The following is a 13,030-nucleotide window of genomic DNA, read 5'->3' as shown; positions in this document are numbered from 1 at the left end:
AGCGCATTGACGCTGTTTTTCAGTGATCCAATACTCACGGTTATCCCGGGGCCATTCGAAGTCCCGCTTCCGTGAACGTTGGAGAACGACGATGTCCGAAGTGCAAATCCAATTCAAGTCTCATGGCGAATTGATCCGCAGCCGCGAACCCGGTCATGGCATGCCGGGCGAGCTTTTCGGGCGGCAGGACGTGTTCGAGAAGGACGTCGAAATCTTTTTCCAGAAGCACTGGATTCTGGTCGGCGTGACCTCGGACGTGCCGGAGCCGGGCGACGTATCGACGGTCGACATCGGCCGCGCCTCGGTCATCATCGTTCGTGACGACGATGAGAACATCCGCACGTATCGCAACGTGTGCCGGCATCGCGGCGCGCGGCTGAAAGAAGCGGGTAAATCGACGGTGGGCATGCTGGTGTGCCCGTATCACCAGTGGACCTACGATCTCGACGGCAGCCTGCGCCACGCGTCGCACATGGGCAAGGATTTCGATCCGACGTGCCGCAGCCTGATCCCGGTGCATACGCGCATGGTCGGCACGCATATTTTCGTCTGTCTCGCCGATGAAGCGCCCGCCGATATCTCCAGGCTCGAAGACGCGATGGCGCCGCGCTTCGCACCCTACGACCTGACCAATACCAGGATCGCGTTCGAGTCGGAGATCATCGAGCAAGGCAACTGGAAGCTCGTGATCGAGAACAATCGCGAGTGCTATCACTGCGCAGCGACGCATCCGGAACTGACCGCATCGTTTCTGCCGGAAGATTTCGGTTTTTGCACCGACAATCTCAGCGAGGAATCGCTACGCGATTTCGAGGTGTACAAAGAACGGAACGCAGCGTGTCAGGCGAGCTGGGAGCGTGACGGATTCACGAGCGCTACCGTCGAATGGCTGGAAGAAGACGCGGTCACGCAATTCCGCACACAGCAGCTCGTGATCGCGGGTCACGGCGAATCGCAAACGATCAGCACGAAGGTCGCCTGCGAAAAGCTCTTCGGCAATCTGACGCGGCGCGATCTGGGCGACACGCATCTGTGGACGCATAACTCGTGGACCCACGTGATGAGCGATCACGCGGTGGTGTCGTACATCATCCCGCTGGCGCCGGACAAAACGCTCGTGCGTTCGAAATGGCTCGTGCATGCGGACGCGGTCGAAGGCGTCGATTACCAGATCAAGGATCTGACGGAAGTGTGGATGGCGACGAACGCGCAGGACAAGCATCTCGTCCAAATCACGCACGAAGGCACGCAGGACCCGGCCTATCGGCCGGGCGTGTTTTCGCCGTTCACGGAAAGCTATGTCGATCAGTTTTCGCGCTGGTACGCCGCGCGTCTGAGCGCGCACGGCGTCTGAACGTAGCTCAATGATCGGTGACGAACGTCGGGTGGCGGGTGCGAATCTCGTCCACCTGACTCAGCGTTCCGGAAAGATGCTTGCGCAACGCGGCATCGGCGGCTTCGATATCGCCTTTTTCGATGGCATCGACGATTTCGGTGTGATCGCGCACGACGGCCATCGTCTTGCCCTCGACCGGCAGATGCAGACGCCGCAGCCGGTCGATATGGCCACTCAGTCTGCGCACCAGATCCCACAATTGCGGCACACCCGCGGCCTCGTACATTTGCCGGTGAAACGCCTGATCGAGCGCTGAAAACTGTTCGACGTTTTCCGGATCGAGCCATTCCATTTGTTCAGCGATCGTCGCGCGCAATCGCGCTATCAGCGACGCCTTGTGTTCCCGCGCCAGCGTACGCACGACTTCGAGTTCAATCGAGCGGCGCAGAAAGTGCGCCTGCATCGCCGAGGCCACGCTGATCTGGCTCACGACAGTGGCGTGCTGTGGAAAGATATCGACGAGACCTTCCTCGCCGAGCTTCATCAGCGCGTCGCGCACGGGCGTCTGGCTCAGGCCGTAGCGCGTTGCGAGTTCGCTGCGCGACAGCACCGTGCCCGGTTCCAGTTCGAGCGACAGAATCATTTCACGCAGCCGCTCGAACACTTGCGGCGCGGCGTGGCGGGACCGGTCGAGGCGATGAGCCGAGGCGGAAGAAGCGGCGTTATTCATATTGAGCGCGAACGGAGGGCGACTGAAACATTAGTACTATAGCCGCGCTCTCGCCCGATGGGTAAGCCTGGCGCGAATCCGCGTTAACCCGACTGACGCACTAATGTATTAGTGCTTTACGATTCGGCCACTCCTGTTAATTTCCGGAACGCCGACATGTCTCGCGATATCGCCATCACGCAGGTTCGAGTCACCCCGATCGCCTTTCGCGACGGCCCGTTGCTCAACGCCGCGGGCATCCACGAGCCGTGGGCGCTGCGCGCGATCGTCGAGCTGGAGACGAGCGACGGGCGCGTCGGCATTTCGGAAACGTATGGCGACGAGCCGATGCTGCGCGTGCTCGATCAGGCGAAGGATCTCGTGATCGGCCTGTCGCCGTTCGCCCTGAACCAGATGGAAGAGCGCGTGCGCGCGACGATCAAGGCGACGCCCGGCGCGGTCGAGTTCGAACTGGCGCCCGGTTCGCATGCGGCGAAGAACGCGCCGAAGGTCATCAGCACGCTCGAAGTGGCGATGCTCGATCTGCAAGGCCAGATCATCGGCGCGCCGGTCGTCGATCTGCTGGGCGGCAAGGTCCGCGACGCCGTGCCGTACAGCGCGTATCTGTTCTTCAAGTACGCGGAGCACATCGACAAGCCGTACGCGCCGGATGCGTGGGGCGAGGGCATCAGCCCGGAGCAGATCGTCGCTCAGGCGCAGCGCATGATCGACCTGTACGGTTTTCAGAGCATCAAGCTGAAGGGCGGCGTGTTCGAGCCCGCGCATGAAATCGCGTGCATGAAGGCGCTTTCGAAGGCGTTCCCCGGCATGCCGCTGCGTCTCGATCCCAATGCGAACTGGACGCTCGAAACGAGCATCAAGGCCGCGCCCGAGCTCGACGAAATCCTCGAATACTACGAAGATCCGTGCCCCGGCCTCGAAGGCATGGCCGAGCTGCAGAAGCATACGAAGCTGCCGCTCGCGACCAACATGGTCATCACGACGATGGATGACTTCCGCCGCGGCTGCAACATGGGCTCGATCAAGGTGCTGCTCTCGGATCATCACTACTGGGGCGGTCTGCGCGCCACGCAGACGCTCGCGCGCATGGCGAAGCTTTGGGGCTTCGGCATGTCGATGCATTCGAACTCGCATCTGGGCATCAGCCTGATGGCGATGACGCATGTCGCGGCGAGCGTCCCGAACCTCACGTACGCGTGCGACACGCACTACCCGTGGCAGGAAGAGGAAGTCATCAAGGGCGGCCGTGTGAAGTTCGACAACGGCTCCGTTCGCGTGCCGACGACGCCGGGTCTGGGTGTCGAGCTCGATCGCGAGAAGCTCGCCGAACTGCACGAGCAGTACAGGACCTGCGGCGTGCGCAATCGCGACGATCTCTCGCAGATGCGCAAGTATCAGCCGGAGTTCAACGGCAAGAATCCGCGCTTCTGATTCCGAAAAAAAAGCGTTCGCAGCGCCCATCCAGGAGACACCTCATGAGCAGTTCCAGCGCGCTGTCGAGCGCCGTTCGCAAGATCAAGTGGCACGTGCTGCCGCTTTTCGTCGTGATGTTCATCGTCAATTACATCGACCGGGTGAACATCGGTTTCGTGCGTCAGCATCTGAGCGCCGATCTGGGCATCGGCGCCGCGGCCTACGGGCTCGGCGCGGGGCTCTTCTTCGTGAGCTACGCGGTGTTCGAAGTGCCGTCGAACATGCTGATGCAGCGCTTCGGCGCGAAGGCGTGGCTCACGCGCATCATGATCACGTGGGGACTCGCCGCGACGGGCATGGCGTTCGTGCAAGGCGAAACCTCGTTCTACGCGATGCGTCTTTTGCTCGGCGCAGCCGAAGCAGGCTTCTTCCCGGGCGTCGTGTTCTATTTCACGCAATGGCTGCCGCGCGATCAACGCGGCAAGGCAATGGCCGTCTTCCTGAGCGGCTCGGCGCTCGCGTCGGTGTTCTCCGGCCCGATCTCGGGCGGGCTGATGCTGATCCAGGGCGCGGGCCTGCACGGCTGGCAGTGGATGTTCATCATCGAAGGTCTCGCGTCGGTCGTGCTCGCGGGTTTCGTGTGGTTCTGGCTCGACTCGAAACCGCGCGATGCGAAGTGGCTCACGCGCGACGAGCAGGAAGCGATCGTCGGCGAAATCGAAGACGAGCAGCGCCGCCGCGATGCCGCGCATGTGAAGAAGCCGTCGTCGTGGAGTCTGTTGCGCGATCCGCAAATCCTGATCTTCTGCCTGATCTATTTCTCGGTCTCGCTGACGATCTACGGCGCGACGTTCTGGCTGCCTAGCATCATCCGCAAGATGGGGCACCTGAACGACTTCCAGGTCGGGCTCTTCAACTCGATTCCGTGGCTCATTTCCATCGTCGCGATGTATCTTTTCGCGGCGCTCGCGGCGCGCTTCAAGTTCCAGCAGGCGTGGGTTGCGTGCGTGCTGCTGATCGCGGCGGGCGGCATGTATGCGGCGGGGCTCGGCGGCCCGGTGTCCTCGTTCATCGCGATCTGCTTTGCGGCGATCGGCTTCAAGGCGGCGTCATCACTGTTCTGGCCGATTCCGCAAGGCTATCTCGATGCCCGCATCGCGGCGCCCGTGCTCGCGCTCATCAACTCGATCGGCAATCTCGGCGGCTTTGTCGCGCCGGCGACCTTCGGCTTTCTCGAGCAGAAGACCGGTTCGATCACGGGCGGGCTGACCGGGCTCGCGGCGATGTCGGTGCTGGCGGCCGGCGTGGTGTTTCTCGCACGCATGGCGCCGAAGGAAGGACGCGGCGCGGCGGGGCTGCGGGCGGGCGTGCAGAAGTAAGGGAGGCATACAAACTGCTGAACGTCTTCGATCAGCGTACCGATCGGAGATGACATGGCGACAGACGAGCGCCGCCGCCTCGGCGAGTGGCTTCCGCGTGAAGAACATGTAATCGCCCGCTTCCGCGAGACCTTCGCGGAACATGCGCGCCAGCGCGCGAAAGTAGCGAAGATGAACGGCGTCGTCGAGGAGATGGCGGCGTTCATCCGCGACGATCCTGTCGTGCGCATGGACTTCGCGCGCGCGATCCGGCAGGCGCACGAAGCCGGCCATACGCTGGGTTATGCGAGCATCGATGAGTTCATCGTCCTGCTCGATGCGATGCTGACCTACGCGCCGCCTTTCAGCGAATCGAGCCTGATTCACTGCCCCATCAACGCGTTGCTCGACTGGCCGATGGTCATGCCATCGGGCTACGCGCTGTTTCGCGACCCGGCGTTCAATGCGCATCTGAAAAAAGTGCTGAACGTGTGGTCCGGATTTTTGAGCGGACCGTATTCGCGCACCTATCTGACGACCGATTTACCGAACGGCTGGTTCAGCAAAAAAGCGGATGAGAAGATCGGTCTCGATCAATTTCTCTGCGATCCGCAGAAGCCCTATTGGGGATTCGCTTCGTGGAATCATTTCTTCACGCGCGAATTCAAGCCGGATGCGCGTCCGGTCGCGCAGCCGGCCGACGACAAGATCATCGTCAGCGCGTGCGAGGCGTCGCCGTATAACGTCCAGGACGACGTGCAGCTTCAGGACTCGTTCTGGATAAAGTCGCAGCCCTATTCGCTGCTCGAGATGTTCACCGCGAAGGAAGCGCAACTCGCAAGGCGATTCGTCGGCGGGACGGTGTATCAGGCCTATCTGAGCGCGTTTTTCTATCACCGCTGGCATGCGCCCGTGAGCGGGACAATCACGAAGGCGTATCTCGTCGACGGCACGTATTACTCGGATGCCGAGTCGGAAGGCGAAGACCCGAGCAGCCTGAACGATTCGCAAGGCTATATCAGCGCGGTCGCCGCGCGCGCGGTGATCGTCATCGATTGCGACGATCGGGCCATCGGCGAAGTCGCGTGCGTCTTCGTCGGCATGGCTGAAGTGTCGTCGTGCATGATCGAGGCGCTGCCAGGCCAGCGCGTGCGCAAGGGCGACGAGCTCGGCTACTTTCAGTACGGCGGGTCCACGTACTGTCTGATCTTCAGGCCCGGCGTCATCGAACGTTTCGAGCGTCAGCCGCCGTTCGAAGACGATGCTCCGCCCGTGCACGTCAACGCGCACCTCTGCACGGCACGCTAGCGCAGGGAAGGAGAGGCACATGGATATTCCCAGGCAAGTCGTTTCGTTTCTCAGTTCGCGCGGCCTCAAGCTCGCGACGGCCGAATCCTGCACGGCGGGGTTCATCGCGTCGCTGATTTCGTCGGTACCGGGCAGTGGGGCGTGTCTCGATGTCGGCTTCGTCACGTATTCGCCGGAGGGCAAGGCGGGTTTTCTCGGCGTGCACGAGGACACCATGAAAGCGCACGGTTTGACGAGCGAACCCGTCGCGCGTGAAATGGCCGAGGGCGCGCTGCAACAGGAAGCGTGTAGCGCGGATGTGGCGGTATCGAACACCGGCGTCGCCGATGCCGCGCCCGAAGGCGGGCCGCCCGCCGGCACGCAATGTTTCGCTTGGGCGTACCGGTCCCGCGATGGCGGCATCGTCACGTTCAGCGAGACGAAAAAATTCGAAGGCGAGCGCAACGATGTCCGGCGCGCCGCCGCGTTGTATGCGTTGTCGCGCGTCGAGCATTACTTCGACCAGCGATCGACGCGTTGATCCTGCGCGGCACGGGCAATGCTGATACCGATGCGCGAACCCATCGGAGGAAACCGTGATGCCCGACACGAACAAGCCGCCCCAGGCCGATCCGCAGCAGGAAGAACTCGCGCGCGGCACGCCGCCTGCGCGCACGCCGGAAACGCTGCCCGAGAACACGGATTTCCAGCCGGATCAAAATCCATTGCGCGATACGCCCGATCTCGAAGCGCCGGGCGGAGAAGCACCCTGATTCATTTGTGCAGTTTGCTGCGCAGCGACCCGACGTCGTTCGCCGTGATGGGGCGCGCGTCGTTGCCCCATGACGCGCGCACGTAAGTCAGCACTTGCGCGATCTGCTGATCGGTCAGACGGCCGGCGAAGGCGGGCATCGGCTGACGGGCGGGACCGTGGATCGTCGCGGGACTGTTGCCGCCTTCGACGACGAGCCGGATCAGCGAAGTCGTGTCCTCGCCGATGATCGACGGGTTGCCCGCGAGGGCGGGAAACGCCTTCGGCACGCCCTTGCCGTCATCGCGGTGGCACTGCGCGCAGAACCCCGCGTACACCGCCGCGCCTTGCTCCGGTGGCACATCGGGGCCGCGCGTCTTCAGGCGGCCGCTTCGTGTGAGTTCGGGATCGAACCCGCCGTCGGCCGCGCCCGTCGCGGGCAGCGTCTTCAGATAGACGGCGATCGCGCGCGCATCGTCATCGCTCAGATATTGCAGGCTGTCCTCGATGGTCTGGACCATGCTGCCATAGGCCACGATCCCCGCGCCGTGGCCTGTCTTGAGAAACGCGGCGAGATCGTCGGTGGAAATGCGGCCGAGTCCCGAGCCCATGTCCGCGCGCAGGTTCGGCGCGAACCAGTTGTCGTTGACGCCGCCAGCAAGAAACGTCTTCGATGACTCGTTGTAGCCGCGCTCCTGATAGGCCATGCCGCGCGGCGTATGGCACGACCCGCAATGTCCCGTCGACTGCACGAGGTACGCGCCGCGATTCCACAGGGCGTCGCGGCCGGGCTGCGGCGTGAACGGGTCTTTCGGCGCGAAGGCCATGCGCCAGAGCGGTAAAACCCAGCGCTGATTGAACGGAAACGGCACCTTCGTTTCCGGCGGCCGATGCTTCACGGCCGGCACGCCGTGCATCATGTAGGCGTAGAGCGCGTGCATGTCGTCGTCGGTGATTTTCACGAAGGCGGGATACGGCATCGCGGGATACAGCCCCTTGCCGTCGCGCCTGACGCCCTCGCGAAGCGCCTTCGCGAAATCCTCATAGCTGTATGCGCCGATGCCGGTCTCGCGGTCCGGCGTGATGTTGCTGCTGACGATGGTGCCGAACGGCGATGTCATCTCAAGGCCGCCTGCATAGGGCGCGCCATTGCGCGGCGCGGTATGGCAGCCCGCGCAGTCCGCCGCTTTCGCGAGATAGGCCCCGCGCGCGATGAGCTCGGGCGGCTGCGCCATCACCGCGGACGGTATGAGCAGCGCGAGCATGAGGCGGGGAAGGCGTGAAAGAATCGTGGTCATCGCACGGTGCTCCCGATGCGCTGCGGACGCCGCGCGAGCCAGCGCGCCCCGACGAGCAAGCCGCCCACGAGATACGCGAGTCCGCCCGGCACCCACATCACGAGTCCGCCGAGTTGCTGATCCTGTAGCGGATCGGAACCGAGCGCGAGCGTCGTTTCGATGCACGACGGATACCAGACGCCCGGCGCGAGCGTGAGCAATGCGCCGAGCGCGCCGGTATGAACCATCGTCGTGAAGAGCGAAAGCATCGCGTGCGCGTTCGACGAACCTTGCGCATCCGATGCACGGCCGAACACCGTCCACCAGAACAGCAGCGCGCTCGCGAGAAAGCTCGCATGCTGAAGCGTGTGGATGCCGGGGCGCGCGAGCGCGGCCTCGAAGAAACGCGGTGCGTGCCAGCACCAGAGCGCGGCGGCATGCAGCGTCCAGGCGACGGCGGGCAGCGTGAGCCATCGCCACGGCAGTTTGATCCAGCGAGATCGCGCCGCCGCGCCGAGGCGCGTTCTCGCGCTCGCAGGAAACGCCCATAGCCACACCGCGAGCGGACGGCCGATGACGAGCAGCGGCGCGGCCACGAGCATGAAAAGCTCGTGCTGCAGCATATGCGCCGAAAAGAGCCATTCGCTCAGCGCATGCAGCGGCGACACGAGCGCGACGCCAAGCGTGATCCAGCCGATGCCGAACGCCGCGAGCCGCGCGGCGCGTCGCTTGCGGCCTTGAGCGCCGCGCGTGCGCAAGCGCCAGTATCCCGCGACGTAGAGCGCGAGACTCACCGCGAGCGCGACGACGACCCACGGCTCGAACGTCCACGCGAGCGGCGAAGTATGTGCGGCGGTCGATGCTGCCACGTGCGCGTGCGCATCGGCCCAGGCGAAGACAGCGGCGAATATCAGCAGGCGGACAGTAGCCATTGCGGTATCGAAATTGCGATCACGGACAACACGGACAGCGCGCCGACACCCGCCGCCACCGCCGCGATGAAGCCCGCGCGCGCGGGGCGGCTGCCGGCATCGGGCGTCGGCAGGGCGTGCGCGCGGCGTGCGTCGCGCCAGCGGTGCCATGCGAGCAGGGTCGCCGCCACGCAGACGATCAGGCTCACGGCGCTCACGCCGTCGAGCAATGCGTGGCCGCCGAGAAAACAGGCCGGTGTCACCAGCGCGTAGTTCACGCTGAGACAGCCGAGCACGATGGAAGGCGCGCCGAGCAGCGCAAGCCAGGTTTTCATAGTCGCGCCGCCCAGTAGATGACGCCGTAGATCGGCAACCAGCTCAACACGACGAAATACCAGTACAACGCGTTCTCGCTGACATCGACGAGACGCTTGCCTTCGAACGGCCCCGTAAAGAGCAGCACGGCGAGCACGGCGGTATCGACGGTATCGGTGATCAGATGCGTCGTATGCAGCCCTAGCAGCAGCCACACGACAGAGCCGTACGCATTCGTGTACCAGCTCACGTTGAGCGACGCGAATTCGAACCCGCGTATCACGAGAAACGCGACCGACGCCACGAGGCAGACGGACAGCCACAGCGCCGCTCTCGCACGGTCGCCGCGCTCGGCCGCGCGCTTCGCGAGCTGATTCGGCAAGAGGCTCGCGAGCAGCACGACGCTGTTGAGCGTGCCCCAGAAGAGACCGGGCGCGTCCGCGGCCATCGGCCAGCTCGGGGCGCGCGTGCGCAGGTAGAAGTACATCATCACCGCGATGGCGAACACGGTGCCTTCGATGAGCATCAGCCCGAACGTGCTCCACCACATCAGGCTGCGATGACTGAAGGCGAAGCTCGGCAGCGCGCGCACGTCGAGCACGAGGTGGGCCGGGTCGCCCTCGTCGGGGCGCGAGGCGGGCCGGCGCGAATCCGCGTTCATGGCCGCCGCTCCCGCGCCACCGCCAGCCGGTTTTCGGCGCGACTCGGCCAGAACCAGGCGATCATCGTCACGGCAACCGGCAGCGACGCCCACACGATCGCCCACGGCGTATAGATCGAGCCGATGAACAACACGGTCGTCGCCACGGCGCTCACGAACGGCCAGATAGATGGCGTCGGGAACAGCGGGCGATGATCGGGATTCGCATCGAGCACGCTCGTCACGAGCACCTCGCGCGCATCGGCGGCGAGGCCCGCGACGAAGGCCGGCTGCGCGGACGGCTCCCATAGCGGATCGCGGGCATGCACGACCGGAATCGCATCGAAGTTATGCGGCGGCGGCGGCGACGGCACGCTCCATTCGAGCGTGCCCGCGCCCCACGGATCGTCGCTTGCGCGCGCCGTGCTGCGCAGGCTATTCACGACATTGACGATGAAAAGCAGCACGCTCAGCGCGATCATGTAAGCGCCGATCGTCGCGATCAGGTTCATGCCGTCCCAGCCGAGTCCGTGCGGATAGGTCCATACGCGGCGCGGCATGCCGTGCAGACCGAGCAGATGCATCGGAAAGAAGGTGACGTTGAAGCCGATGAAGAACAGCCAGAACTGCCACTTGCCGATGCGCTCGCCGAGCATGCGCCCCGCGAATTTCGGAAACCAGTAATAGAACGCGCCGAAGAGCGGAAACACGCCGCCGCCGAGCAGCACGTAATGCAGATGCGCGACGACGAAATACGTGTCGTGCACCTGAAGATCGAGCGGCACGGACGCGACCATGATGCCGGTCATTCCGCCCATCACGAGGATGAAGAAAAACGCCAGCACGAACAGCAGCGGCACGCGCAGATTGAGCTTGCCGGTCCATAGCGTGCCGATCCAGCAAAAAATCTGTATCGCCGATGGAATCGCGATCATCAGACTCGCGGCCGTAAAAAAACTCTTGCCCAGTTCCGGAATATTGGTCGCGAACATGTGATGCACCCACAGCCCGAACGCGAGAAACGCGGTGGCGATGAGCGATAGCACCATCGCCGGATAGCCGAATACGGGGCGGCGCGCGAAGGTCGGAATGATCGACGAGATGAAGCCGAGCGGCGGAATGAAGATGAGATACACCTCGGGATGGCCGAAGAACCAGAAGAGGTGTTGCCACAGCAAGACGTCGCCGCCTTTTGCGGGGTTATAGAAATGCGTGCCGACGAGGCGGTCGAGAATCAGCGCGGTGCTGCACAGCATGACGGCGGGCATCGCGAAGATCACCATGAACTGCGTGACGAGCGTGGCCCATACGAAGAGCGGCATGCGGTTGAGCGACATGCCGGGCGCGCGCAGCTTGAAGATCGTCGTGATGAGCACGACCGCTTCGACCAGACCCGACAACTCCGTGAACGTGATCATCTGCGCCCAGATGTCGGCGCCTTTGTTCGGCGAATAGTCGGGACCGGCGAGCGGCACGTAGCTGAACCAGCCGGCGTTCGGCGCGGTGTTCACCGCGAGCGCTGCGAAGAGCAGCAGGCCGCCGAACAGAAACACCCAGTACGCATAGGCATTCATGCGCGGAAACGCGATGCTGCGCGCGCCGATCATCAACGGCACGAGGAACGCGGCGACCGCCTGCATCACGGGCACGGCGAAGAGGAACATCATCGTCGTGCCGTGCATCGTGAAGAGTTCGTTGTACAGATTCGGTCCGATGAGGCGCAGATCCGGCCGCGCGAGCTGCGTGCGCATCGCGAGGGCGAGCAGCCCGGCGAGCACGAAGAACACGAAGGTCGTCACGATGAAGCGTCGCGCGATGGTCTTGTGATTCACCGCGCTCAACATGCCGATGAAGCCGGGCGGATCGCTCCACGTCTTCGCGAGCGCCGCGCGCGCTTGGGCCGATGCGTGCGGGCCGTCGACGGGATACGGCGCGTTCTGCGGCTCGCTCATTCGAGTGTCTCCATCCACGTGAGCAGCGCCTGCAGATCGTCGGGCGGCAGGCGTGTGGGCGGCATCGCGGTGCCGGGTTTGTGCGCGCGCGGGTCGACGATCCATCCCGCGAGATGGCCGCGATCGTTCGCGAGCGTGCCCGCGGCGAGCGTCCGCCGGCTCGCGATGTGCGTGAGATCGGGGCCGATGGTGCCTTGTGCGCCGGTGCCGCGCACGGTATGACAGCGCGCGCAATCCTGGACCATGAACACGTCGCGGCCGCGTGACGCGATCTGCTCCGATGGCGCGTCGGCGGGCTTGCGTTGCCGCGCGGCCCACGCTTCGTATTGCGCGGGTGGATCGGCGGTGATCGAGAAGGCCATCAACGCGTGTTCATAGCCGCAGAACTCGGCGCATTGGCCGCGATAGACGCCCGCTTTGTCGGCCCGAAACTCGATGGTCGCATCGCGTCCCGGGATCATGTCCTTCTTGCCGTGCAGGTTCGGCACCCAGAACGTGTGAATGACATCGGCGGCTTTTAGCGACACGATGACCGGCCGTCCGACCGGCACGTGCAGTTCGTTGGCGAGCGTGAATTCGGGCGCGTCGCCATCGCGAAGATAGCGCGCCTGCCACCACCATTGATAACCGGTCATCTCGATGCGCAGCGCGTTGTCGACGGGCAGGCGCGAAAGCGCGCGGTCCGTGAGCACGTCGGCGAGAACGAGGCCGAAGAGCAGGAACGTGGAGAGTGCCGTCGCCGCGATGACCCAGAAGCGCATGCGCGCTTCGGGCCGTCCGACGAAGGAGACGTCCGCACGCGTGTCGCGCCCGGCGCGCGGCGCGCGAATCATCGCGATCAGGCAAGCCAGCAGGATCGCCGCGAAGACCGCGCAGCAGACGCCCAGCGTCAGATGCCAGAGGTCGAGGATGCGGCTCGCCTGAATGCCCGCTGGGTTGAGTGCGCTCTGCATGATTCTGCGAGGGTGAACAGAAGAAGGACGCACGCAGCGAGGAGCAATCGCCGTGCCGATCCGGTCGGCACGGCGATGCGCCGGACCGATGACGCATCAAGCCTCCC

General features: G+C 64.2%; 13 protein-coding genes. 6 read left to right on the top strand and 7 right to left on the bottom strand.

Going from position 1 to position 13,030, the window contains the following annotated elements; translation table 11 throughout:
• Positions 1-91 precede the first annotated feature (91 nt).
• Positions 92-1,354: an aromatic ring-hydroxylating oxygenase subunit alpha gene (locus tag AWB75_RS04000; protein WP_061122787.1), complete on the top strand. Its 1,263-nt coding sequence runs from the start codon at positions 92-94 to the stop codon at positions 1,352-1,354.
• Between the two features lie 7 nt (positions 1,355-1,361).
• Here the strand turns inward: AWB75_RS04000 and AWB75_RS03995 are convergent, their stop codons facing one another.
• Positions 1,362-2,066, bottom strand: a complete 705-nt coding sequence (locus AWB75_RS03995; protein ID WP_061122786.1) for a GntR family transcriptional regulator — start codon at positions 2,064-2,066, stop codon at positions 1,362-1,364.
• Between the two features lie 156 nt (positions 2,067-2,222).
• Between AWB75_RS03995 and AWB75_RS03990 the strand changes: the two genes are divergently transcribed.
• Genes AWB75_RS03990 through AWB75_RS38020 form a run of 5 tightly spaced genes read left to right on the top strand, consistent with a single transcriptional unit; the run spans position 2,223 to position 6,897 of the window.
• Positions 2,223-3,497, top strand: a complete 1,275-nt coding sequence (locus AWB75_RS03990) for a glucarate dehydratase family protein (RefSeq protein WP_061122785.1) — start codon at positions 2,223-2,225, stop codon at positions 3,495-3,497.
• Between the two features lie 44 nt (positions 3,498-3,541).
• The gene (locus tag AWB75_RS03985; RefSeq protein WP_061122784.1) at positions 3,542-4,858 is read left to right on the top strand and encodes an MFS transporter; all 1,317 of its coding nucleotides are present in this window, start codon (positions 3,542-3,544) and stop codon (positions 4,856-4,858) included.
• A gap of 54 nt (positions 4,859-4,912) precedes the next feature.
• Entirely contained in the window at positions 4,913-6,145 is a 1,233-nt protein-coding gene (locus tag AWB75_RS03980) for a phosphatidylserine decarboxylase family protein (protein WP_061122783.1), read from the top strand.
• A 19-nt stretch (positions 6,146-6,164) separates the two neighbouring features.
• Positions 6,165-6,665 (top strand): CinA family protein, encoded by a 501-nt coding sequence (locus AWB75_RS03975; protein WP_061122782.1) that lies wholly within the window; start codon positions 6,165-6,167, stop codon positions 6,663-6,665.
• 58 nt (positions 6,666-6,723) lie between these two features.
• Entirely contained in the window at positions 6,724-6,897 is a 174-nt protein-coding gene (locus AWB75_RS38020) for a hypothetical protein (protein WP_200822920.1), read from the top strand.
• A 1-nt stretch (position 6,898) separates the two neighbouring features.
• Here AWB75_RS38020 and AWB75_RS03970 read toward each other — a convergent pair whose 3' ends face one another.
• The 6 genes from AWB75_RS03970 to AWB75_RS03945 are packed head-to-tail and all read right to left on the bottom strand — an operon-like array spanning position 6,899 to position 12,923.
• The gene (locus AWB75_RS03970; protein WP_235011986.1) at positions 6,899-8,140 is read right to left on the bottom strand and encodes a c-type cytochrome; all 1,242 of its coding nucleotides are present in this window, start codon (positions 8,138-8,140) and stop codon (positions 6,899-6,901) included.
• A gap of 29 nt (positions 8,141-8,169) precedes the next feature.
• Positions 8,170-9,084, bottom strand: a complete 915-nt coding sequence (locus AWB75_RS03965) for a cytochrome c oxidase assembly protein (protein ID WP_061122780.1) — start codon at positions 9,082-9,084, stop codon at positions 8,170-8,172.
• Entirely contained in the window at positions 9,063-9,398 is a 336-nt protein-coding gene (locus AWB75_RS03960) for a hypothetical protein (RefSeq protein WP_061122779.1), read from the bottom strand. The genes AWB75_RS03965 and AWB75_RS03960 overlap by 22 nt, the downstream gene beginning before the upstream one ends.
• Positions 9,395-10,039, bottom strand: coding sequence for a cytochrome c oxidase subunit 3 (locus AWB75_RS03955; protein WP_061122778.1), 645 nt, complete (start codon positions 10,037-10,039; stop codon positions 9,395-9,397). The genes AWB75_RS03960 and AWB75_RS03955 overlap by 4 nt, the downstream gene beginning before the upstream one ends.
• Positions 10,036-11,970: a cytochrome c oxidase subunit I gene (gene ctaD, locus AWB75_RS03950; protein ID WP_061122777.1), complete on the bottom strand. Its 1,935-nt coding sequence runs from the start codon at positions 11,968-11,970 to the stop codon at positions 10,036-10,038. Before ctaD ends, AWB75_RS03955 begins: the two co-directional genes overlap by 4 nt.
• Entirely contained in the window at positions 11,967-12,923 is a 957-nt protein-coding gene (locus tag AWB75_RS03945) for a cytochrome c oxidase subunit II (RefSeq protein ID WP_061122776.1), read from the bottom strand. The genes ctaD and AWB75_RS03945 overlap by 4 nt, the downstream gene beginning before the upstream one ends.
• Positions 12,924-13,030: the final 107 nt, after the last annotated feature.

Origin of the sequence: Caballeronia catudaia (assembly GCF_001544755.2) — a bacterium.
GTDB lineage: Bacteria > Pseudomonadota > Gammaproteobacteria > Burkholderiales > Burkholderiaceae > Caballeronia > Caballeronia catudaia.
Note: the sequence above shows the minus strand (reverse complement) of the source record. Positions and strands in the feature narration are given on the sequence as shown.

Excerpts from the sequence above, each read along its gene's own strand:
- AWB75_RS38020 (WP_200822920.1), top strand. The coding sequence starts at position 6,724 with ATGCCCGACACGAACAAGCCGCCCCAGGCCGATCCGCAGCAGGAAGAA.
- AWB75_RS03995 (WP_061122786.1), bottom strand. The coding sequence starts at position 2,066 with ATGAATAACGCCGCTTCTTCCGCCTCGGCTCATCGCCTCGACCGGTCC.
- AWB75_RS03990 (WP_061122785.1), top strand. The coding sequence starts at position 2,223 with ATGTCTCGCGATATCGCCATCACGCAGGTTCGAGTCACCCCGATCGCC.
- AWB75_RS03985 (WP_061122784.1), top strand. The coding sequence starts at position 3,542 with ATGAGCAGTTCCAGCGCGCTGTCGAGCGCCGTTCGCAAGATCAAGTGG.
- AWB75_RS03970 (WP_235011986.1), bottom strand. The coding sequence starts at position 8,140 with ATGCTCGCGCTGCTCATACCGTCCGCGGTGATGGCGCAGCCGCCCGAG.
- AWB75_RS03975 (WP_061122782.1), top strand. The coding sequence starts at position 6,165 with ATGGATATTCCCAGGCAAGTCGTTTCGTTTCTCAGTTCGCGCGGCCTC.
- AWB75_RS04000 (WP_061122787.1), top strand. The coding sequence starts at position 92 with ATGTCCGAAGTGCAAATCCAATTCAAGTCTCATGGCGAATTGATCCGC.
- AWB75_RS03955 (WP_061122778.1), bottom strand. The coding sequence starts at position 10,039 with ATGAACGCGGATTCGCGCCGGCCCGCCTCGCGCCCCGACGAGGGCGAC.
- AWB75_RS03960 (WP_061122779.1), bottom strand. The coding sequence starts at position 9,398 with ATGAAAACCTGGCTTGCGCTGCTCGGCGCGCCTTCCATCGTGCTCGGC.
- AWB75_RS03945 (WP_061122776.1), bottom strand. The coding sequence starts at position 12,923 with ATGCAGAGCGCACTCAACCCAGCGGGCATTCAGGCGAGCCGCATCCTC.
- AWB75_RS03965 (WP_061122780.1), bottom strand. The coding sequence starts at position 9,084 with ATGGCTACTGTCCGCCTGCTGATATTCGCCGCTGTCTTCGCCTGGGCC.
- ctaD (WP_061122777.1), bottom strand. The coding sequence starts at position 11,970 with ATGAGCGAGCCGCAGAACGCGCCGTATCCCGTCGACGGCCCGCACGCA.
- AWB75_RS03980 (WP_061122783.1), top strand. The coding sequence starts at position 4,913 with ATGGCGACAGACGAGCGCCGCCGCCTCGGCGAGTGGCTTCCGCGTGAA.